Here is a 20468-nt window from a genome sequence, read left to right as displayed (position 1 = left end):
GCGGTGGACACCCTTGTCCTAAGCTAACACTTCCCACTGTAAAGGCGTGTTCGGGACTTACACCCTAGAGTTATTGCACATGCTGGGCACACAAAGAAAGCGGGAGAAATTTAACATTTCTCCCGCTTGTATTTTGTAAGGATATTTTATTATCCAAATAAGTCTGAACTTAGATAGCGATCTCCACGATCACAGGCTATAAAAACGATTACCCCTTCGTCTATTTCGCTAGCCACTTGTAATGCAGCATGAAAAGCACCTCCAGTACTCATACCTGCGAAAACGCCTTCTTGCTTGGCTAATAAACGTGATTTTTCTACGGCATCTTGTTGGTCGACATCGATAACTCTATCCACACGCGATGGATCAAATATTTTAGGCAAATATTCTTTTGGCCATCTGCGTATCCCAGGGATAGATGATGACTCCGTAGGTTGACAGCCTACTATTTGTATAGCAGGATTTTTCTCTTTCAAAAAAATCGAAGTGCCCATAATCGTGCCTGTTGTCCCCATCGCACTCACAAAGTGAGTGATTTGGCCTTCTGTATCACGCCATATCTCAGGACCTGTAGTTTTGACGTGTGCCTCGTAATTGTCAGGATTTGCAAACTGATTAAGGATATAAATGCCATCCTTTTCTGCTTTCTCCTCCGCATAATCACGGCAGACTTCCATATTGTCTAACAAGGTAACCTTAGCACCAAAAGCTTCCATTGTCAAGGTACGTTCGCGTGTAGAACTCGATGGCATTACCAATTCTAATTCCATACCGTACATACTTGCGATCATCGCTAATGCTATTCCTGTATTACCGCTAGTCGCCTCGATTAATTTATCGCCTTTTTTTATATCTCCTCGCTCGATCGCCGAACGAATCATATTGAGTGCAGGCCTATCTTTGACAGATCCTGCGGGATTATTCCCCTCAAGTTTAGCATAAATTTTCACCTTTGGATTCTGATGAAAACTTGTAATCTCAACTAAAGGTGTATTACCTATTGTATCTATTATATTTCCCATTATTAAGCGGGTTTAGTGTCAATAAATTTTGAATTAGATTGGTGGTATACCGTAGTATATGGATCAATGCTGGAGGTCAGCCAAACATTTCCGCCGATCACGGAGTGATGACCAATATGCGTTTCGCCCCCAAGTATGGTCGCACCAGCATAGATGATCACATAGTCCCCAATAATGGGATGACGCTGTTTGCCAGCAAGATTTTTCTCCACACTCAAAGCACCTAGTGTAACCCCTTGATAGAGTTTCACATGTTCGCCTATGATGCAGGTCTCACCTATTACTAGGCCTGTGCCATGATCGATGTGTAGGTATTTCCCAATAGTAGCACCGGGATGTATATCTATACCTGTACGTTCATGCGCCCACTCGGTCAGGATACGCGGTATCAATGGTACATTCAATTGCCAAAGCTGATGCGCCATTCGATATATGCACGTCGCCAAGAAACCTGGGTATGTGCGTATCACTTCTCTCAAATCTTGAGCAGCAGGGTCGCCATCCAAGATAGCCTGTGCATCAGTTAGCATCACTTCATACAATTCAGGCAATGATTGGTAAAACTTCCTTACCACAACATCATGCTTGCAATCACTGCAGTTTCTGCTTTTCTTCAACAAATCCAACAATTCAGCTTCGGATTGCTTGAATATTTCTTTGATATCCTCCACGGAGGATAGCTCTTGAGGGTTGCGCTCGGGAAAAAGAACTCGAAATAAGTCGCGTGCCCATGTCCAAATACGTGTATTGCTAGGCATATCTTGCGCTTCGAGTTGTTTTTGGTAGAGGTGACCGTAAAAATCTTCCATGATTGCAAATCTACATATTGAACACTAAATTCTACTATTCCTATAGAACTAATTTATTCATTAATTCCTGATGTGTTTCTTCCGCCGATATACAGCGACCTATATGTGTAGGCGAACACTGAATAATTGTACTTCTATTCGCTGTCAACCAACGAAATCGCTCGGCCTGCTCTAGAGTGGCTATCTTGCCATGAGTCTTAGCACCCGCACAGATCTTTTGAAAAGACTCCAAATGCTTCTGAATCTCCTCTATATTCACCTCGGAATACATAGCACGTAATTTGGCTTCATCCAGATGAAACAAAAATTCAGCATAGCGAAACTTTTTGCAATAGAGTGCGACACCCACATTCACAAATTCTTCCCGCTCTACCCGAGGTACAACCCGTACTACAGCATACTCATATAATGTTCTTACGCTCATGCTCTATCTGATTTAAAAACATTGCTGAATTTGCCAACCTTCCCATCAAGAATTGCAAATACACTTTTCGCACTTCATTCGGTGTCATCTCCCTACCCTCTTCTACCAGCCATTCATCAGGAATAACCGCTAAGATTCCCTGAATACTTTCTTCACTGAAAAGGGCGCTATACTTATCATGTATTTCCTGAACTTTGGATGCTCGATTGAGCAAAACGTGATCTTTGATCTGAACAAAAGGCTTCGAAATATATTCTTCCCAGTTGTCCCAGGAATGATGAAAGTATAGGGAAGCACCATGGTCAATAAGCCAGAGTTCCTGATGCCATATCAACATATTGGTATTGCGGGCCGTGCGATCCACATTCATAAGCAGAGCGTCCAGCCATACTATTTTGGAAGCTTCCTCCTCGGAGATAATATCCACATTTGCATCATAGGTAATCGCACCATTGAGAAAATGAACACCTAGATTCTGTCCTATAGAAAATTTGAGTAAATCCTGAATTTCTTCGTCGGCTTCTAATCGCCAAAATGATTCATCCAAATGCGCAAAAACTAGCTCTGGCATACGCAAGTCTAATAAGCGAGACAACTCTCCACCGATAAGCTCGGCGACAAGTGCTTTCTTGCCTTGTCCCGCTCCTCTAAATTTGATGACATAACTAAATCCATCATCGGCATCGACCAATCCCGGCATTGAGCCTCCCTCTCGCAGGGGCTGTATATATCGAATGATTTCTACATCTCGAATTTCCGGCTTTTTAATTCCCATCCTGTAATTTCAAAGTATATTCGAAGTTACTTGAAAATATATTAGAATTTGTCATAAAAAGCTAAAATCAAACAGTAATGTGACTATAGGCTAACTACTTTTCTGATTATATTTGTATCTCAAGATATCAAAACTATATGAATACTACGGAGGAATATAATGCGGTCATTGACTATTGTAGAAGTCTTTTTGTGAATAAGACAAAAGATTATGGTACATCTTGGCGTATCATGCGCTTGAGTTCTATCACTGACCAGCTGTATATTAAAGCCAAGAGAATCCGTACTTTAGAAATCAAGCAAGTATCCAAAGTAGGAGAAGATATTGCCGGTGAATATGTCGCTATCATCAACTATTGTGTCATCGCACTTATGCAGCTCGAAATGGGCGACGAAGGTGAAGAAAACCTTGATGCCGCTTGGGTAGCACAAAAATATAGCGACAAAGTAAACGAAACACGTGATCTAATGTTCGCTAAAAACCATGATTATGGTGAAGCATGGCGTGATATGCGCATTTCTTCGATGACAGATATGATTTTGATGAAGTTGCACCGTGTCAAACAAATCGAAAATAATGAGGGCAAAACAATTGTCTCCGAAGGACTTGCCGCTAACTATCAAGATATGTTGAACTACGCCGTATTTGCATTGATAAAAATGGGTTTTGCTGATAAAAAATAAGATATGACAACCACTTCCTTTTATAGTCCACTTCAAAGCACGTCGAATAAGCCTGATATTCTGCTATGGATATCCAGAATATTTGTAGGCTTGCTGTTTATTTTCTCCGGTTTGATCAAAGCCAATGATCCTATGGGTTTTGGGTACAAGCTGCAGGAGTATTTCCATGTTTTCAATTTAACGGCATTGAATGATTATAGTGCATGGATAGCCATCATAATATGTGCTTTTGAGATTATTTTGGGCGTTCTATTGCTGTTGGGCATAGCACGAAATAGCGTGGCTTGGGGATTATTACTGTTGATCATATTTTTCACCTTTCTTACTTTTTATTCGGCTTTTTTCAATGTCGTGACTTCGTGTGGTTGTTTTGGTGATGCCATACCGCTTACTCCTTGGCAATCCTTTATCAAAGATTTGATATTACTGGTTTTTATCGGCATTATATTTATTAAAAGACAGAAGATTACTCCGTTATTCCAAAGCAGCTTTGCCAATAATTTTATAACACTTCTGACGGTGCTATTTGCTTTTGGGGCTGGAATATATACATACGTCTATCTTCCAGTCATAGACTTTTTGCCTTATAAAGTAGGGAATCACCTACCTTCATTGATGAAAGTTCCTGAAGGGGCCGCGCAGGATGAATTCGAGCACATCTACACCTTGAAGAACAAGCAATCGGGTGAAAGTAAAAAAGTGACTGATAAGGAATATATGAGCCAAAAAATCTGGGAAGATGAAAACTGGGAAATCGTCGGTGAACCACAGACTAAGCTTGTTAAAAAAGGTTATCAAATGGCTATTCCAGACTTGATGATATCCGATAATGCAGGGCAAAATGTAACCGAGGAAATTATTGAGAACCCACATTTCAACTTTCTGGTGACGAGTATAGACGTAACAAAATTTTCGCCAGCGGACTTTTTGGCGCTTGATCGCATTAATCAAACGATCAAATCACTGAGTGAAGACTATAACCTGCGCGCGATACTATTGACATCCAGCGCAGCAGCAGATATCGATTATTTAAATGATCAACTGGACTTAGTACTAGAGACATTTTACGTGGATGGTATTCCGCTAAAAAGCATGGTACGATCAAATCCGGGTGTCATGCTGATGCAAAATGGTGTTGTCATTCAAAAATGGTCAAAAGAAACTTTTCCTTCAAAAGAAGAACTCATCCAGCAATATCTCAATAAATAAATGGATAAACCGATATTTTTAGTAGGCTTCATGGGGAGCGGCAAGACCACTTGGGGCAAGAAAATCGCCAACGCCTTACAATTACCTTTTGTGGACTTGGATCATGAAATTGTGGAAAGTATTGGGATGTCTATTCCAGAATATTTTAAAGCACATGGTGAAGATAATTTCAGAAAACTAGAACAAGAGTACCTCCAAAAACAAAGTGGAAGGATCGCGGTAATATCCACAGGCGGTGGCACACCTTGTTTTTTTGATAATATGGAATGGATCAACAATAACGGACTGTCCTTGTACTTATACCATACCAGCAAATCACTATGGTCGAGATTAAGCCAGTCTGATGTCAACAAAAGACCTGTTCTAAAAGGATTATCCGGTGACGAACTATTTGACTTTATAGACATAAAACTGAAGGAAAGAGAACCTTATTATAACCAAGCACATATCAAATTTGAGCAGATTCACACTCCTTTAGAAGAGATTATAGCGCTTATTAAAAATAATGATACGAATTAAATGAAAAGATCATTTTATTACCTTTCTGTCTTTACTATTTTACTGATTTTCGTTTCTTGTTTTAGAAATGCACCATCTGCAAAAAACCAAGAAAACCCAGACAGTAATCAAATCGAATCGTCGGACAAATCCAATAATTTTAATATTAACAGTCTCGATGATCTATATGATTTTTTGACCTATAGAGAAGATAGATACCCTTTAGTGAGTGCTCATCGCGGTGGTGACACAGATGGATATCCTGAAAATGCTATAGAAACATTCGCACACTGGGCGAATAAATTTCCGTTAATCATTGAGTGTGACATACGTATGTCTAAAGATTCGGTATTGGTACTAATGCATGACGAGACATTGGATAGAACCAGCAATGGTACGGGCAAAGTGAGTGATTATACCCTTAGTGAACTCAAAGAACTAATACTCAAAGATCCCAACGGTGAAGCTACAAAATTTAAAATCCCCACATTAGAAGAGGCGCTAAATTGGGGTAAAGGAAAGGTACTTTTTACTTTGGATGTGAAGCAAAATGTACCGTATACGCTACTTTCCCAAGTAATACAATTGACTAATTCACAAGCATCAGTGGTAGTCATTACCTACAATGCTAATCAAGCCAGTGCACTTCACCGCGTTAATCCGGATTTGATGATTTCAGCAAGTGTCAAATCACAAAAAGATATCATAAAATTAGCAGAACTAGGTATTCCAGACAACAAGCTAGTAGCTTTCGTAGGGACTGCTCAACCTAAAAAAGAGCTAGTAGAAGCTTTGCACGCACATGGAATTAAAACAATCCTAGGCACCATGGGTAACTTAGATAAGCATGCCCAAAGTAGAGGCTATCAGGTCTACGCTGAATACATCGAAAATGGAGCCGACATCCTGAGCACAGACAGGGCTGCAGATGCGCAAAAGGCGTTGGATTTCTATATTCAAAAACGAAAAATCAAATCACCGTACATTAATCGTTAGGAGATGTCTATACACGTTCAAAATCTGACTAAGCATTATGGTAAGCAAAAAACTTTGGACAATGTCACTTTCCAAACGCCAAGCAACCGAATAATAGGATTTTTAGGCCCCAATGGTGCTGGTAAATCCACCACCATGAAGACCCTAGCAGGGATATTACCTATCGAGAGTGGTCAATGTCGGATTGATGGTATTGATATCCAACAAGATAGCTTACTAACGAAACAAAATATCGGTTATCTTCCCGAGAATAATCCTCTATATGCAGATTTGTATGTACAAGAAATGCTCGAATATCAGGCAGCGTTGTACAAACTCAAGCACCCTAAATCACGAATACAGGAAGTTATCACCCTCGCGGGATTAGAAAACGAACAACACAAAAAAATCAAAGAACTTTCCAAGGGATACAAACAGCGTGTGGGATTGGCCTGCGCTATCATTCATGATCCGCGTGTTTTAATATTAGATGAACCCACTACAGGGTTAGACCCCAATCAGATTTTAGAAATTCGTCAGTTGATTCGCGAACTAGCACAAGACAAGACCGTGCTTCTTTCCACGCATCTTATGCAAGAAGTGGAGGCCATCTGCGATGAAATCATTGTCATCCATCAAGGAAAAATCAAAGACCAGTTTATGCTGAATGACAAAGCTCAACGTTATCCGAATCTATCTATGGAAGATATTTTTGTGCTGCTGACTAAATAATTGCACAGCTAATATTTTGCTTTGTGTGCCAATATTCCTATTTTCGAGCCTAAAACCTGATCAAATTGCTTAGTATTTATAAAAAAGAAATTGTCACCTATTTTAATTCTTTTATTGGCTATTTGGCAATAGGCTTATTTCTTTTGGTAAGCGGATTATTAATTTGGGTATTTCCCGAAACATCCATTCTGGACTATGGATATGCCAGCATAGAACCTTTTTTTGATCTAGCACCCTATCTCCTGCTTCTATTAGTTCCGGCTATCAGCATGCAAAGTATAGCGGGCGAAAAAGCAAATGGCACCTTTGACCTACTTCTGAGCAAACCAATCACTTTCGTAGACATTGTTGTGGGAAAATTTTTAGGTAGCTGGACCGTCTCCTTGCTGGCCTTACTTCCGACGCTTCTTTATCCGATCTGTCTATACGCTTTAGCCGCTCCTAGTGGGAATATAGATACCGGTGGAATTATTGGCTCATACATCGGATTATGTTTACTGACAGCAGCATTTACTTCCATTTCTATCTTTAGCTCTTCATTGACCCACAATCCGATTATTGCATTTCTTCTCGCTGTGGTTTTGTGCTTTTTCGCATATTATGGATTTGATGCAGTAAGCAAATTTCAATTTTTATACAAATATGAAGACATTGTGGCGGCGCTCGGCATACAATATCACTACGAAGCCTTAAGTCGAGGTGTAATGATCGCGGCAGATTTGATTTACTTACTGAGCTTCATAGGCTTGTTTATCGTGCTTTCTATAGGCCATTTAGGGCGGAAATTTACAAATAGAAAACGCACTTTTACGGTATATGGCATTGCTGTATTGACTATACTTCTAATCAATCAAAATTTCATAACTAATCTATTCGGGAGGATTGATTTTACGGAAGACAAGAGGTATACGCTTAGCGATACGTCAATAGATATTCTTAAAAACACCAACCAAAATATACACATCACCATCTTTTTGGATGGTGAGTTACCAAGTGGATTTAGCAGACTACGACAATCGGCTATCGATCTGGCACGCGACATGAATAGGCTATCCAAAGGAGCCATCAAAGTACATATCATTAATCCGCAGGAAGGATCTGAAGCAGAACAGCAGCAGATCATGGAAGCGCTGATAGATCGCGGCTTACAGCCTACTAATTTAAATGTAAAGAAGAATACTGGCTATTCGCAAAATCTTATTTTCCCGTTTGCAATCGTCAATAAAGGTGAAGAAGAGGTCAATGTCAATCTATTACAAAATAAAATTGGACTGTCACCCGAGCAGGTTCTTAACAATTCCGTTCAAAACTTAGAATACAGCTTTATTTCGGCTATCAAAAAACTTTCAAGTTCTGTCAAACCATTTATTGGCTTCACAGAAGGACATGGTGAACCGACAGATCTTGAATTGTACGATGCCATGCATACTTTGGCACCAGCACACCAAGTTGGAAGAATTAATTTGGATTCCATCGAATTGCAAGATTTACAAAAATTTGCGGTTATTGTCATCGCCAAACCTCAAGCCAAATTTTCAGAAAGTGATAAATATAAGATAGATTATTTTGTCCGAAATGGAGGTGCTGTCCTATGGGCAATTGATCAAGTCAACGCAAATATTGAAAACCTCAGACAGGCTGGTTCACAAGTCCTACTAGGCAACGAATTGAATCTTGATGATCAATTATTTTTATACGGCGGCCGACTCAACTACGATATCCTGGCGGATATGAACTGTGCGCAGATTCCGATGTCGATAGGCCACATCAATGGTCAACCGCAGATAGAGTTGACGCCATGGTTCTTCTACCCAATCTTGATGCCGACTCGCACGCATCCTATTGTCAAAAACTTAGATGGCATACGTACCGAATTTATTGGGACGGTAGACACCATCTCTAATCCCCAGATAAAAAAAGAAGTAATCCTCGAATCGTCGCCCTTTACTCAAGCTTACAAAACAGGTTCTAGTATTTCATTGAGAATGATCGAAGAGCAGCCCGATCCCGAATCGTTCCGAAGTGAGCAAAAACCTGTTGCAGTATTGTTGTCAGGAAATTTTCCCTACGTATTCCAAGGTAGACCGACGCCTACTGGGATTGCTAATCCTGTCGATCTGACACACATTTCAAAACCCGCAAAAATGTTTGTAATCGGTGACGGAGATTGGATAATTAATCAAATCAATGGCAAAGACGGCTCGCCATATCCATTGGGTTGGGATAAGTACACCGAGCAGCAGTTTGCAAATAAAACACTCCTTCAAAATGTGGTGGATTACCTGACGAATGATGAGCAATTGATCAGCTTACGCAATAAAGAAGTAAAACTAAGACTCCTGGATCAAGCCCAAGTAAAGCAACATAAAACAAAATGGCAGCTTATTAATGTGCTTTTACCTCTTGTACTATTGATAACTATTGGTGGAATACAGCAAGGTATACGCAAAAGGAAATACAGAAAAAAAGTCGCAATCTAAATTGCGACTCTTCAAAACTAAACCTAAAAGTATTGCTTGCTTTTATTTTTTCATGCTGCCGGTCTCTGCTAGACGCATGTGCCAGCTGAATGCCTCTTCCAATAAGTGTGGTGTATGTCCTCCGCGAGCGCATGCTCTGTCGAAATATGATTGCAACTCTTCTCGATAATCTGGATGCACACAGTTGTCAATAATATTTTGTGCACGCTCACGCGGCGCTAGACCACGCAAATCCGCTAAACCAATATCTGTAACCAAAATATCTACATCATGCTCAGTGTGATCTACATGTGATACCATTGGTAGTACGTGAGAAATTTTATTTTCTTTGGATGCTGCCTGCGTCACAAAAATACTTAGGTATGCATTACGCGCAAAATCTCCAGATCCTCCTATACCATTCATAATTTTGGATCCTGAAATATGCGTCGAGTTCACATTGCCATAAATATCAAACTCAATAGCCGTGTTGATTGCGATAATGCCCAGACGGCGGATTAGACCCGGCGTATTGGAAATATTTTGCGGTCTCAACACAAATTTATCACGGTATTTCGCCAAATTACCGAATACACGATCATAGCATTCTTGCGAAACGGTAACCGAAGACGCAGAAGCAAAGCTCAATTTGCCTGAATCGATCAAATCAAAAGTACTATCCTGAAGCACTTCCGAAAACATCGTCAAATCATAGAAGTTACTATCTTTAAAACCGGTCAATACCGCATTCGCCACTTTACCAATACCTGCTTGCAATGGTAATAAACGGTCCGTCAAATGTCCTAGCTTTACTTCATTCTCAAAGAATTCTAAAATATGCTTTGCAATGTTAGATGTTTTCTCATCCGGAGCTGCTATATCCGCTGGACTATCCTTAATATCCGTAAAGACAATACCTACCACTTTGTTGGGATCCAAAGGAATCGTCTTGCGACCTATCTTATTCCAAGGAGCGACAATGGGAATAACGTTACGATGCGGATAGTCTTCAGCTTGATAAATATCATGTAGACCATAGACATCTTCCGAAACTGCCATATTCACTTCCAAAATAACTTGCTTTGCTAGACTCGCAAATGTAAGTGAATTTCCTACTGATGTAGTCGGCACAAAACTGCCATCTCTATCGATATACGCCACTTCCAATACCGCAATATCTACGGGAGGAAGATTTTTATTATGTAAAAGTTCGGCCGCTTCGCTCAGGTGTTGGTCAATAAATAGAACTTCACCAGCATTTATCTTATTTCGCAAGATACGATCCACCTGAAAAGGCATGCGTTTTTTTAAGGCTCCTGCCTCCGCTAATTTGCCATCGGTATCATGTCCAAGAGATGCGCCTGTCATTAATGTGATTTTTACATTTTCTTTTTTCGCGCGCTCAGCTAATGCCGGAAGGACTACCTTACTATCACCTGCTTTCGTGAATCCACTCGAACCCACGACCATACCATCTTGAATTAGTTGTGCCGCTTCTTCAGCAGTCATTACTTTATTATGTAATGATTCTAAACGTATTCTACTTAAACTCATCCTTTATCTTATATTGTTAGGGGTCACCTTATTATAATCTCTACTAACATACAATAATAATGATTATAAATAGTTGAATTTTATTCTTTTCAGTCAGTTAATTATTGAACTAACAACTGCAGCAAACAAATTGTTGGAAATCAAAAACTTAAGAACAAAAGTAGCTCTAAAAATTTTTTTATTCATTTTTTATATACGATTCTGGGCAATTAAAAGCATCTTTAGGATAGATTGCAACTGAAAAATCGGCAAACGAATAAACAAACAAAGTGACCAAACACTTACTTTTTGGTAATCTAACTTAAAAACAAGAAATTTGTTAGAAAATATATGATATGGAAAAGGAATATGTAAATAAATATTACATGACCGAGGTCGATGCATTTGAGGACAGTATATATTGTCATCATGCCGTGATGGGAGATAGCTATGTTGCCGAACATATGCACAAGAAGGGGCAATTTTTGTATACCGAAGGCGGTGTTGTATTTTTAAAAACAGCCAAAAAATCATATTTCCTTCCTGCAAGACATTACATCTGGATACCTGCCGGAGTCAAACACAGTATCCATCCTAGCTCATCCAATGTGGTGATGCGAAACCTGTATTTTCCTAAATACGAAACCGATACAAACTTCTACGAAAAGATTAATATCTATCCGGTCAATGATTTGCTGATTGAACTTATTATGTTCACCAATCGTTGGAATGGTAATATTTTCCCTGTTGAGGAGCCGAAATATTCTATTGCAAAGGCTTTTAAACTCATATTGCCAGAGCTTTCGCACTCCGAATTGCCTCTAGCACTACCTTATCCTCAACATACCAAATTGAAGGATATCATTAAGTACCTTGAAGCTAATATTTCGGAGAATGTAAACTTCAAAACCTTAGCTCAAAACTTTGACATAAGTGAGCGAACACTTGCTAGGTTTTTCCAAAAAGAACTCAACATGTCCTTTATCCAATATTATACTATTCTACGCATGCTTACAGCGTTGAAATTATTGTTGGACGAAAAATTGAGTGTCAATGAAGTAGCTTTGAAAGTGGGTTATAGCAGCTTACCAACATTTAGTAATACTTTTAATAAAGTGATTGGCGTACGTCCAAGCGACTACGTGAAAAATCAACATACCCTTTTATAAATATATTTATAACCTAAATCTATGAAAGTAAAATCTATGCTATGGGCCGCACTTACAGCGGTATCAATTTTGTCATGCTCGACTTATAATGGGGCTTCTAATTCAAAGGAAGAAATTCCAAAACCTATTCAGCTATTCAATGGAAAGGATATTAAGAATTGGACGCCTAAAATTAGAAATTACGAAGTAGGTGATAATTTTGGAAATACATTTCGTGTGGAAGATGGCATGATGAAAGTGCGATATGATCAATATGACAGATTTAATTTCCGCTACGGTCATATTGCCTATAATACCCCTTACTCCTACTATGTATTACGCGTAGAATATAGATTCGTAGGCGAACAAGCCACGGGTGGCGAAGGATGGGCATGGCGCAATAGTGGTGCAATGTTGCATGGGCAGGATCCAAAAACGATGACTAGGGATCAGAATTTCCCCATCTCTATAGAAGCACAATTCTTAGGAGGCGATGAGGATCCAAATTCTACCCGTACGACTTCCAATCTTTGTACGCCGGGCACCCATGTAGTGATCAATGACGAATTATTCAAACCACATTGTAAAAGCTCCACGTCCAAAACCTATCATGGGGATCAATGGGTCACAGCAGAATTTGTCGTGTTAGGTGATTCGATCATTCGTCATTTATTAGAAGGGGAAACGGTCATGGAATACTCCAAACCACAAGTAGGCGGTGATATGGTCGACGGACACAATCCTGCGGCCAAGAAAGACGGACAATTATTGACAGGAGGCTATATCTATCTACAATCGGAAAGTCACCCAATCGACTTTAGAAAAGTAGAACTCTATGATTTAGAAAAATTCAAAGGTCAACCGGAAAAATTAAATTCCTTGATCCAACAAATAGTAACAAAAAAAGGCTCGAATTAAGATGAGGGCACTGAAAAACTATCCACTAAAAAAGGGCTTATGAATTTTTATACTCATAAGCCCTTATCCTTTGTTTATTTGAATGCATTTAGCAACAACTCTTCAAATATGAGATTCTCAGTGGGTTAAATATTTGCTTTTTCCTTTTTTTTGATACTCAAATTTTTGAAGAGGACTTTTTCAGTGCCCTCAATTAAGATCGAGCCTTTTTTATTATAATTGCGAAAAACTTCATACAAATAGAAAAGGACACATTACTGTGTCCTTTTCTAATATCTTAGTATCCCAAGATTAACCTAACTTGTTAACAAATTTAGTTAATTTAGATTTGTTGTTAGATGCTTTTTTCTTGTGGATTACGTTTTTCTTAGCCAAACGATCAAGCATAGAAACAACACGAGGTAATAATTCTTTTGCTTCTGTAGCATCAGTTGTATTACGTAATTTCTTGATTGCGTTACGAGTTGTTTTTGCTTGGTAACGGTTTCTTAAACGCTTCGCAGCGTTAGCTCTAATTCTTTTAATCGCTGATTTATGATTTGCCATTTCTATTAGCTATATATTTTATAATACTTTTTTTATACTAAATTCGGATTGCAAAAATAACGAGTATTCTCGAATATTCAAAATCTATTTTCAAGTTTCTTTCCGAATCTTCTATTAACGTTGCAAAGATAGATAAAATAATGCAGTAATTTAACTTCATATAGAGATTAACCGAAAATAAAGTAATTTTGCAGCATGCAAAAATTATCAATGGATCAACTTAATCGTGTGGATGTTGATTCTTTCAAAGAATTAGAAAAAACACCTATCACAATTATACTCGATAATGTGCGTAGTATGCACAATGTAGGCTCTGCATTTCGTACGGCAGATGGCTTTGCCATAGAGCAAATATTGTTGTGCGGGATTACAGCGACTCCCCCACATCGCGAAATTGAGAAAACAGCGCTCGGCGCCACACAATCCGTACAGTGGGCACATTATAAGGAAACTACGGATGCCATTGATGACCTCAAAAAGCAAGGCTATCAAATATTTGCTATCGAACAGGCTGCTGGATCAATCTCTTTAGAACAATTTGAAACATCCAAAACCGACAAATATGCTTTTGTATTCGGGAATGAAGTACATGGAGTAGATGATGAAGTCATGAAGCTGGTCGATGGCTGCATCGAAATACCTCAGTTTGGCACCAAGCACTCCTTTAATGTATCCGTCACAATCGGTATTGTCCTTTGGGATATATTGAAGAAAATTAAGTTTTAATAAAAAAAAGGCGGAATAGAGTAAGCAATATTTCCAGAAGTCGTTACAAAATAGTAGATTTGCTCTGCTAAAAATAAGAACAATGAGTGTATTAGTAAATAAAGATTCAAAAGTTATCGTTCAAGGTTTCACTGGAACAGAAGGTACTTATCACGCGTCTCAAATGATTGAGTACGGAACGCAAGTTGTAGGTGGTGTTACACCTGGTAAAGGTGGTCAAACTCACTTAGATCGTCCCGTATTCAACACAGTACAAGATGCTGTAGATGCTACAGGTGCTAATGTTTCTATTATTTTCGTTCCACCTGCATTTGCTGCTGACGCTATCATGGAAGCTGCTGCTGCTGGAATCGCATTAATCGTTTGTATTACAGAGGGTATCCCTACTAAAGATATGATTCAAGTAAAATCTTACTTGAGTGACAAAGATTCTCGTTTGATCGGCCCTAACTGTCCAGGTATTATCACTGCTGAAGAAGCTAAAATCGGTATTATGCCAGGATTTATCTTCAAAAAAGGTAAAGTAGGTGTAGTTTCTAAATCAGGTACTTTAACGTACGAAGCTGTTGACCAAACAGTGAAAGCTGGTCTAGGTATCACTACAGCTATCGGTATCGGTGGTGACCCTATCATCGGAACGACAACTAAAGAAGCTGTTGAATTATTAATGAACGACCCAGAAACTGAAGGTATCATCATGATTGGTGAGATCGGTGGTGGCATGGAAGCTGAAGCTGCTCGTTGGATCAAAGAAAACGGTACTAAACCGGTTGTAGGTTTCATCGCTGGCCAAACAGCGCCTCCTGGACGTCGTATGGGACACGCTGGTGCTATCGTAGGTGGTGCTGATGATACTGCTGCTGCTAAAATGGCGATCATGCGTGAGTGTGGTATCCGTGTAGTAGAATCACCTGCTGAAATCGGTAAAGCAATTGCTGAAGAATTAGCAAAATAATATTTTAAGCTAACAAAAATATAAAAAGGAGACTCTTATGGAGTCTCCTTTTTCATTATAGTGGAGTTTGATTTATTGTTCAATTATGGCTTGATGTTCGACTTTTCGAGCCTCATATTCTTCTATTAGCAGATTAAGTGCATTGATATCAAGGTCCGATTTAATATCGACAAAGACCTGATCCTCGTCATCTAAAATCCCTAACATTACTTTTTTGACTCTGTCACCTTTCATCTGTGTGTTGATAGAAATTCTTGTTCCCTCATTATACAGACTCATTAACTCTTCAAAATCATTCTTGGCCAAGTAGGTATTAAATTTCTCATAAAGACTAGATTGCGCAGCTCCCGAAACAGTCATTAGTTTTATTTTTTTTATTTTTTTAAGAGCCATAGCCAATATTGGATCATCTTCACTGATTTCATTTATTTTACTTTTTATAAATGTCTTCATCAGTATGGATGGCACATTGATAGCGACAATTTCTGCATCTTTTGAAAAATCTGATCGCTTCGCAAAATCCATGTTAGATTTGCTTTTAATCATACAGCTTTGTAGACTCCACACGACGAATACAAGGCAAATTATTCTTAAGTACTTCATAGTATATAGGTATTGAAAAGGTTAATTCTAATTTTTACTTACTAGGGTATTAATATCATCATATTTGAGGGCGCCATCTAAGATCATAAATATGGTTTCTTCGTCCGAATTGATACTCAAGAGTAGATTATTAAGAAATTCGCCTTCGACATTCTCTGCCAAAAATTTGATGTTATTACCATCCGAATTGATCACCATCAATTCTTCATATTTCAAATTGCGGATCGCCGAACTAACTTCATTCCTCACGGACGAACCTGCATTTTCGAAGATTAACATTTTAATCGAATTAATCTTACTTAGCAAGGGTTTGATTGTTTCCACATCCGCGTCGCTTATCTTCATTTTATTCAACATCTTAAACATAGGCTTGCCAATCTTAATTGAAGTCACTCCCTTGTGTTCTTTATATTGCTCAAAAATTTGATCCAATTTTGAAATTTGTGCCTGCGTCATACCAGCTATAAACAAGCTAATGATTAACAATATAGTTTTCATTGTTTTCATATCTTATATCTCGATTTTTAAATATTTAATATTTTCTACCCCTTCCATGCCCTTTTTGAGATTGGAAGTTGCCAAATTAAGCGCTACTTCTGTCACTTCTAAGGCTTTCTCTTCATCATAGATTCGCACACCATTTATCTCCACATACATTTCATCTTCTGGTTCATGACTTGCGTAAGCAACCGGCGCTTTGTGCGCAACTTTCTTCACCGATGTACTGCGGATGGGAGCATCATATTCCACGTTAACAGAGGCTGTGCCAGCATCCTCACTGCGGACATTCGGAATATTTTCTATCTCATTTATATTTTCTTTCTTCACCTCCTGGAATGCGATATGCGATTCTACTTTAGTAGGATTCTCCATCCACTGGCGCACGAAAAAGAAACCTAAAACAAATGTAGCTGCAATACCCGCCAAGAGAATGATTCTGCGTTTCAAAGGAAGTACTTTTGCTGGCGCACTATTTTGTTCTTCTTTTGTTGCCTCCATGAAAGAATCAAAATGCCAACCCATTGTATCTTCTGGACGCTTCAAAGCCGCGAAAAATTCTTCTCCTTCACATTCTTTCAGTAGACGTTCTTCTTCTAAAGAAGTATTTCCTGCATAATACTTTTCTCTCAGCCTATCCAATTCTTCTCTTTTCATACTCAAACACTTTTGTTAAGTTCGTTCTTACTGTTGTCCGTGCTCTCGAAAGATTTACACGAACGGCATTTTCTTCTAATCCAGACATTTCAGCTATATCAGCGATTTCGTATTCTTCGATATCGCGTAGATACATGACCAATCTTTGCTTTTCTGGTAGGTGATCTATCAGCTGAAGTACCAATTCTCTTGTCAAAAAGGGGTATTTCTCAGGTTGAATATCTGGGGGTAGTTGCGTTAAATATTTGGCTTGTCGCCCCAATTTATCAATCTTATTATAGGCCAAATTTCTTACCATCTGCATCGAAAAAGCCTCTATATTCTGTACTCTCGTCAATTCCTCTCGTTGTTCCCACAATTTCAACATGACCTCCTGGACCAGATCATACGCGTCCTCTTGCTGTTCCAAAAACCTATTTGCAAATCGGTACAATTTGTCCTGGAGGACAAATACCGTATTTTTAAATATTTCTTGGTTCATCATAGATTAATGGTCGTTTAGTAATAAGACAGAATACCGTATACTTTTATTACATATAAAATAAAAAAAATCGAATCAAACTAGCAATCAATTAATAATTAGATATTTAAAAAACAAATAGTTTAGGTTTGATTACTACGAATAGCTGGTAAAACGTATTGCCTAAAAAATGATTACCATCTTTTATGAAAAAAGAATAACTTTAGTTAATCAATCTAAATTAGAATTTATCCAATGAAAAAGTATCTTTTTATATCCTTTATTTATCTGTTGTGCTATCAGTTGTTGATTGCCCAAGATGTTAATGAGGAATACATTAAAGCGAATTATGATAAAATCGAGCAATATATTCCGATGCGCGATGGAACTAAATTGTTTACCTCCATTTATGTTCCCAAAGATCAATCGCAGAAATATCCTATCCTACTCAATCGTACGCCTTATACTGTAGCGCCATATGGTAAGGATAAATATAAAAGTAGCTTGGGCAACTTTCCAAAGATGGCCACCGAAAAATACATTTTCGTCTACCAGGATGTCCGAGGTAAGTGGATGAGTGAAGGCGTGTTTGAAAACATTCGACCTACGCGCAGCCCGCAAAATAAAGCTAAAATCGATGAAAGTACAGACACCTATGACACCATAGATTGGTTGACAAAAAATCTTCCCAGCAATAATGGCAAGGTGGGTATGTACGGTATTTCTTATCCTGGATTTTATGCTACAGCTGCCCTTATCGACTCTCATCCGGCATTAAAAGCAGTATCACCGCAGGCACCTGTGACGGATTGGTTTATTGGCGATGACTTTCGTCATGGCGGAGCACTACTATTAATGGATGCTTTTAGATTCATGTATACTTTTGATGCGCCACGACCTAAACCAATAACTAATGCGAATGGGCCAAAGGGTTTCGATTTGCAATCCAAAGATTTTTACAAATTTTTCCTTCAAAACCCTACTATACAAAATCTGAAAAAAGAATATTTAAGTCATACTGTCAAATTTTGGGATGATTTAGAAAAACACCAAACTTTGGATACTTTCTGGAGCAGTAGGACAGTTACAAATTATGTGAATAAGGTTAAACCTGCGGTGATGATTGTAGGTGGTGCATTCGATGCAGAAGACACCTATGGAGCATTTGAGACGTACAAACAGATCGAAAGAAGGAATAAGGTGAATAATAATATCTTGGTGATCGGCCCATGGTTTCACGGTGGATGGGTACGCTCGACTGGCGAATCATTTGGCGACATCCGATTTGGTGAAAAAACGAGCACCTATTATCAGGAGAAATTCGAATTACCATTTTTTGATTATTACTTGAAAGGAAAAGGTGATTTTAACCCGCAAGAAGCGAATATTTATTTCACGGGAGCTAATCAATGGAAAACATTTGATCAATGGCCACCGAAAGAAGCTGCGACCAAAACATTCTATTTTCATAAGAATCAAAAACTGTCTACTACAGCTCCACAGGCAGATCTTGGTTATACCGAATATGTTTCTGACCCCAACAAGCCAGTACCTTTTCAAGAAGGAATTATCAGCGAACGTACCCGCGAATATATGATCGCGGATCAACGATTTGTTGCCACTAGACCCGATGTACTGGTATTTGAGACGGCAGAATTACAAGAAGATTTAACTTTAGCAGGAGCAATTACAGCAGATCTGAAAGTTTCGATGAGTGGAACCGATGCCGATTTTATTGTAAAAGTGATTGATGTCTATCCTGACACTTCAGGATCTACATCTCCTGTATCGGAAAAAGTGCTTATGAAAGGTTATCAAATGCTAATCCGTGGGGAGGTGATTCGTGGAAGATTCAGAGAAGGATTTGATAAAGAAAAGGCATTTAAACCTAATGAGGTTACCACTGTGAAACTAACATTGCCGGATGTAGCCCATACCATCAAAAAAGGTCATAAATTGATGATCCAGATTCAGCACACTTGGTTCCCATTAGTGGATAGAAATCCGAACCAAATGATTGATATCTTCAAAGCCAAAGAATCCGATTACATCAAGAATACACATCGATTGTACTTCGATAAGCAAAATACGAGTAGTGTTTCATTCCAAACACTATAATAACGAGAGAGGGATTCAATGATGAATCCCTCTTTTATTTTACTGTTTTTCATCCGCCGATGGTCCGTACAGACCTGGCAAAGGAATATCCAACATACGCATATAAACCGTCAATTGTCCACGGTGGTGTATTAAATGATTTTGCAAGATAAAACGAAAAGCGCCAATTTTCGGAACACTAGCAATCACATACTCGCCTGCCTGCAAATTCCATGTACGTTGCCATGCTTCTTCTGTTGTGCCTTCTATAGCCGCAACATTCGCGGAATAACCTTCTTCTAGTACATTAATCAGTTCTTGTGCTGTAGATGCAGCAAAAGGCTTATACATCGTATGAAAATCAAATATATCGTGTGGTAAAGCTACTTTCACCCAATTATGCAATTCTACAATATGACTTGCCAATTCACCGAGTGACATAGACTTCGGATGTGGTTTAAAGGACAGGTGTTCGTCTTTTAATCTACCTAGTAATTGCTTTGTATTAGAAGTTTCCCTTTCTACTTCTATTAAAATCCCTTTATTCATAGTTGCATGATTATATTGTTATCTATCTAATTTAATAATAATCTTTAAATAAAAACCAATATAACAGAAAACAAAAAAGCCTTACCACGTTATGTGATAAGGCTTAGTTTTAATAAAAGAAGGCACCGACCTACTCTCCCACCTGTTACGGCAATACCATCGGCTCGGGCGGGCTTAACTGCTCTGTTCGGA

22 protein-coding genes are annotated in these 20468 nt (G+C 38.7%); 11 read left to right on the top strand and 11 right to left on the bottom strand.

Annotation, left to right across the window (positions count from 1 at the left end):
* Positions 1 to 149 precede the first annotated feature (149 nt).
* The 4 genes from cysM to EDC17_RS15135 are packed head-to-tail and all read right to left on the bottom strand — an operon-like array spanning position 150 to position 3030.
* Complete coding sequence (gene cysM, locus EDC17_RS15150; RefSeq protein ID WP_132778887.1) at positions 150 to 1022, bottom strand: cysteine synthase CysM; 873 nt, start codon at positions 1020 to 1022, stop codon at positions 150 to 152.
* 2 nt (positions 1023 to 1024) lie between these two features.
* Complete coding sequence (locus EDC17_RS15145) at positions 1025 to 1831, bottom strand: serine O-acetyltransferase (protein WP_132778886.1); 807 nt, start codon at positions 1829 to 1831, stop codon at positions 1025 to 1027.
* Positions 1832 to 1871: 40 nt separating this feature from the next.
* A complete protein-coding gene (locus EDC17_RS15140; RefSeq protein WP_132778885.1) occupies positions 1872 to 2255 on the bottom strand; it encodes a DUF3037 domain-containing protein in 384 nt (127 codons plus the stop codon).
* The gene (locus EDC17_RS15135; RefSeq protein WP_132778884.1) at positions 2233 to 3030 is read right to left on the bottom strand and encodes a HipA family kinase; all 798 of its coding nucleotides are present in this window, start codon (positions 3028 to 3030) and stop codon (positions 2233 to 2235) included. Before EDC17_RS15135 ends, EDC17_RS15140 begins: the two co-directional genes overlap by 23 nt.
* Positions 3031 to 3167: 137 nt before the next feature.
* Between EDC17_RS15135 and EDC17_RS15130 the strand changes: the two genes are divergently transcribed.
* The 6 genes from EDC17_RS15130 (at position 3168) to gldG (ending at position 9607) form a co-directional block, all read left to right on the top strand.
* A complete protein-coding gene (locus tag EDC17_RS15130) occupies positions 3168 to 3713 on the top strand; it encodes a DUF1599 domain-containing protein (RefSeq protein WP_132778883.1) in 546 nt (181 codons plus the stop codon).
* Between the two features lie 3 nt (positions 3714 to 3716).
* Positions 3717 to 4922, top strand: coding sequence for a BT_3928 family protein (locus EDC17_RS15125; RefSeq protein ID WP_132778882.1), 1206 nt, complete (start codon positions 3717 to 3719; stop codon positions 4920 to 4922).
* Positions 4923 to 5441, top strand: coding sequence for a shikimate kinase (locus tag EDC17_RS15120; protein ID WP_132778881.1), 519 nt, complete (start codon positions 4923 to 4925; stop codon positions 5439 to 5441). It begins immediately after the preceding gene.
* Complete coding sequence (locus EDC17_RS15115; RefSeq protein ID WP_132778880.1) at positions 5442 to 6416, top strand: glycerophosphodiester phosphodiesterase family protein; 975 nt, start codon at positions 5442 to 5444, stop codon at positions 6414 to 6416.
* Between the two features lie 3 nt (positions 6417 to 6419).
* Positions 6420 to 7127, top strand: coding sequence for an ABC transporter ATP-binding protein (locus tag EDC17_RS15110; RefSeq protein ID WP_132778879.1), 708 nt, complete (start codon positions 6420 to 6422; stop codon positions 7125 to 7127).
* Positions 7128 to 7192: 65 nt separating this feature from the next.
* The gene (gene gldG, locus EDC17_RS15105; protein ID WP_132778878.1) at positions 7193 to 9607 is read left to right on the top strand and encodes a gliding motility-associated ABC transporter substrate-binding protein GldG; all 2415 of its coding nucleotides are present in this window, start codon (positions 7193 to 7195) and stop codon (positions 9605 to 9607) included.
* A gap of 42 nt (positions 9608 to 9649) precedes the next feature.
* Here gldG and EDC17_RS15100 read toward each other — a convergent pair whose 3' ends face one another.
* Entirely contained in the window at positions 9650 to 11140 is a 1491-nt protein-coding gene (locus EDC17_RS15100; RefSeq protein ID WP_132778877.1) for an acetyl-CoA hydrolase/transferase family protein, read from the bottom strand.
* Between the two features lie 335 nt (positions 11141 to 11475).
* On the opposite strand from EDC17_RS15100, the gene EDC17_RS15095 reads away from it, so the two are divergent.
* The gene (locus EDC17_RS15095) at positions 11476 to 12288 is read left to right on the top strand and encodes an AraC family transcriptional regulator (protein WP_132778876.1); all 813 of its coding nucleotides are present in this window, start codon (positions 11476 to 11478) and stop codon (positions 12286 to 12288) included.
* Positions 12289 to 12309: 21 nt separating this feature from the next.
* On the top strand, positions 12310 to 13185 hold the full coding sequence (locus EDC17_RS15090; protein ID WP_132778875.1) for a 3-keto-disaccharide hydrolase: 876 nt from the start codon (positions 12310 to 12312) through the stop codon (positions 13183 to 13185).
* 291 nt (positions 13186 to 13476) lie between these two features.
* Here the strand turns inward: EDC17_RS15090 and rpsT are convergent, their stop codons facing one another.
* The gene (gene rpsT / locus EDC17_RS15085) at positions 13477 to 13731 is read right to left on the bottom strand and encodes a 30S ribosomal protein S20 (protein ID WP_132778874.1); all 255 of its coding nucleotides are present in this window, start codon (positions 13729 to 13731) and stop codon (positions 13477 to 13479) included.
* A gap of 195 nt (positions 13732 to 13926) precedes the next feature.
* Here rpsT and EDC17_RS15080 point away from each other — a divergent pair, with 195 nt between their 5' ends.
* Positions 13927 to 14457 (top strand): RNA methyltransferase, encoded by a 531-nt coding sequence (locus EDC17_RS15080; protein WP_132778873.1) that lies wholly within the window; start codon positions 13927 to 13929, stop codon positions 14455 to 14457.
* A gap of 82 nt (positions 14458 to 14539) precedes the next feature.
* On the top strand, positions 14540 to 15412 hold the full coding sequence (gene sucD, locus EDC17_RS15075; RefSeq protein WP_132778872.1) for a succinate--CoA ligase subunit alpha: 873 nt from the start codon (positions 14540 to 14542) through the stop codon (positions 15410 to 15412).
* Between the two features lie 72 nt (positions 15413 to 15484).
* Here the strand turns inward: sucD and EDC17_RS15070 are convergent, their stop codons facing one another.
* From EDC17_RS15070 to EDC17_RS15055, 4 genes are read right to left on the bottom strand one after another with little or no spacing between them, the layout of a single operon-like run.
* The gene (locus EDC17_RS15070; RefSeq protein ID WP_132778871.1) at positions 15485 to 16015 is read right to left on the bottom strand and encodes a DUF4252 domain-containing protein; all 531 of its coding nucleotides are present in this window, start codon (positions 16013 to 16015) and stop codon (positions 15485 to 15487) included.
* Positions 16016 to 16042: 27 nt separating this feature from the next.
* Entirely contained in the window at positions 16043 to 16513 is a 471-nt protein-coding gene (locus EDC17_RS15065) for a DUF4252 domain-containing protein (RefSeq protein WP_132778870.1), read from the bottom strand.
* 12 nt (positions 16514 to 16525) lie between these two features.
* Positions 16526 to 17170, bottom strand: a complete 645-nt coding sequence (locus tag EDC17_RS15060) for a hypothetical protein (protein ID WP_132778869.1) — start codon at positions 17168 to 17170, stop codon at positions 16526 to 16528.
* A complete protein-coding gene (locus EDC17_RS15055; RefSeq protein WP_207895782.1) occupies positions 17148 to 17654 on the bottom strand; it encodes an RNA polymerase sigma factor in 507 nt (168 codons plus the stop codon). Before EDC17_RS15055 ends, EDC17_RS15060 begins: the two co-directional genes overlap by 23 nt.
* Positions 17655 to 17885: 231 nt before the next feature.
* Here EDC17_RS15055 and EDC17_RS15050 point away from each other — a divergent pair, with 231 nt between their 5' ends.
* A complete protein-coding gene (locus tag EDC17_RS15050) occupies positions 17886 to 19748 on the top strand; it encodes a CocE/NonD family hydrolase (RefSeq protein ID WP_132778868.1) in 1863 nt (620 codons plus the stop codon).
* Positions 19749 to 19787: 39 nt separating this feature from the next.
* On the opposite strand, the gene EDC17_RS15045 is transcribed toward EDC17_RS15050, so the two are convergent.
* Positions 19788 to 20276 carry a DinB family protein gene (locus EDC17_RS15045; RefSeq protein WP_132778867.1) on the bottom strand — a complete coding sequence of 163 codons (489 nt, stop codon included), beginning with the start codon at positions 20274 to 20276 and terminating at the stop codon, positions 19788 to 19790.
* Positions 20277 to 20468: the final 192 nt, after the last annotated feature.

Origin of the sequence: Sphingobacterium alimentarium, assembly GCF_004342685.1 — a bacterium.
In the GTDB taxonomy this organism is placed as follows: domain Bacteria; phylum Bacteroidota; class Bacteroidia; order Sphingobacteriales; family Sphingobacteriaceae; genus Sphingobacterium; species Sphingobacterium alimentarium.
This window is presented reverse-complemented; position numbering and strand designations above follow the sequence as displayed.

What these genes read in the sequence shown, in the direction of transcription:
- EDC17_RS15070 (WP_132778871.1), bottom strand. Translation starts at nt 16,015, where the DNA reads ATGAAGTACTTAAGAATAATTTGCCTTGTATTCGTCGTGTGGAGTCTA.
- EDC17_RS15110 (WP_132778879.1), top strand. Translation starts at nt 6,420, where the DNA reads ATGTCTATACACGTTCAAAATCTGACTAAGCATTATGGTAAGCAAAAA.
- EDC17_RS15050 (WP_132778868.1), top strand. Translation starts at nt 17,886, where the DNA reads ATGAAAAAGTATCTTTTTATATCCTTTATTTATCTGTTGTGCTATCAG.
- EDC17_RS15145 (WP_132778886.1), bottom strand. Translation starts at nt 1,831, where the DNA reads ATGGAAGATTTTTACGGTCACCTCTACCAAAAACAACTCGAAGCGCAA.
- EDC17_RS15120 (WP_132778881.1), top strand. Translation starts at nt 4,923, where the DNA reads ATGGATAAACCGATATTTTTAGTAGGCTTCATGGGGAGCGGCAAGACC.
- EDC17_RS15045 (WP_132778867.1), bottom strand. Translation starts at nt 20,276, where the DNA reads ATGAATAAAGGGATTTTAATAGAAGTAGAAAGGGAAACTTCTAATACA.
- EDC17_RS15080 (WP_132778873.1), top strand. Translation starts at nt 13,927, where the DNA reads ATGCAAAAATTATCAATGGATCAACTTAATCGTGTGGATGTTGATTCT.
- EDC17_RS15065 (WP_132778870.1), bottom strand. Translation starts at nt 16,513, where the DNA reads ATGAAAACTATATTGTTAATCATTAGCTTGTTTATAGCTGGTATGACG.
- cysM (WP_132778887.1), bottom strand. Translation starts at nt 1,022, where the DNA reads ATGGGAAATATAATAGATACAATAGGTAATACACCTTTAGTTGAGATT.
- EDC17_RS15135 (WP_132778884.1), bottom strand. Translation starts at nt 3,030, where the DNA reads ATGGGAATTAAAAAGCCGGAAATTCGAGATGTAGAAATCATTCGATAT.
- EDC17_RS15130 (WP_132778883.1), top strand. Translation starts at nt 3,168, where the DNA reads ATGAATACTACGGAGGAATATAATGCGGTCATTGACTATTGTAGAAGT.
- EDC17_RS15125 (WP_132778882.1), top strand. Translation starts at nt 3,717, where the DNA reads ATGACAACCACTTCCTTTTATAGTCCACTTCAAAGCACGTCGAATAAG.
- rpsT (WP_132778874.1), bottom strand. Translation starts at nt 13,731, where the DNA reads ATGGCAAATCATAAATCAGCGATTAAAAGAATTAGAGCTAACGCTGCG.
- EDC17_RS15090 (WP_132778875.1), top strand. Translation starts at nt 12,310, where the DNA reads ATGAAAGTAAAATCTATGCTATGGGCCGCACTTACAGCGGTATCAATT.
- EDC17_RS15100 (WP_132778877.1), bottom strand. Translation starts at nt 11,140, where the DNA reads ATGAGTTTAAGTAGAATACGTTTAGAATCATTACATAATAAAGTAATG.
- EDC17_RS15055 (WP_207895782.1), bottom strand. Translation starts at nt 17,654, where the DNA reads ATGATGAACCAAGAAATATTTAAAAATACGGTATTTGTCCTCCAGGAC.
- EDC17_RS15060 (WP_132778869.1), bottom strand. Translation starts at nt 17,170, where the DNA reads ATGAAAAGAGAAGAATTGGATAGGCTGAGAGAAAAGTATTATGCAGGA.
- EDC17_RS15115 (WP_132778880.1), top strand. Translation starts at nt 5,442, where the DNA reads ATGAAAAGATCATTTTATTACCTTTCTGTCTTTACTATTTTACTGATT.
- sucD (WP_132778872.1), top strand. Translation starts at nt 14,540, where the DNA reads ATGAGTGTATTAGTAAATAAAGATTCAAAAGTTATCGTTCAAGGTTTC.
- EDC17_RS15140 (WP_132778885.1), bottom strand. Translation starts at nt 2,255, where the DNA reads ATGAGCGTAAGAACATTATATGAGTATGCTGTAGTACGGGTTGTACCT.
- EDC17_RS15095 (WP_132778876.1), top strand. Translation starts at nt 11,476, where the DNA reads ATGGAAAAGGAATATGTAAATAAATATTACATGACCGAGGTCGATGCA.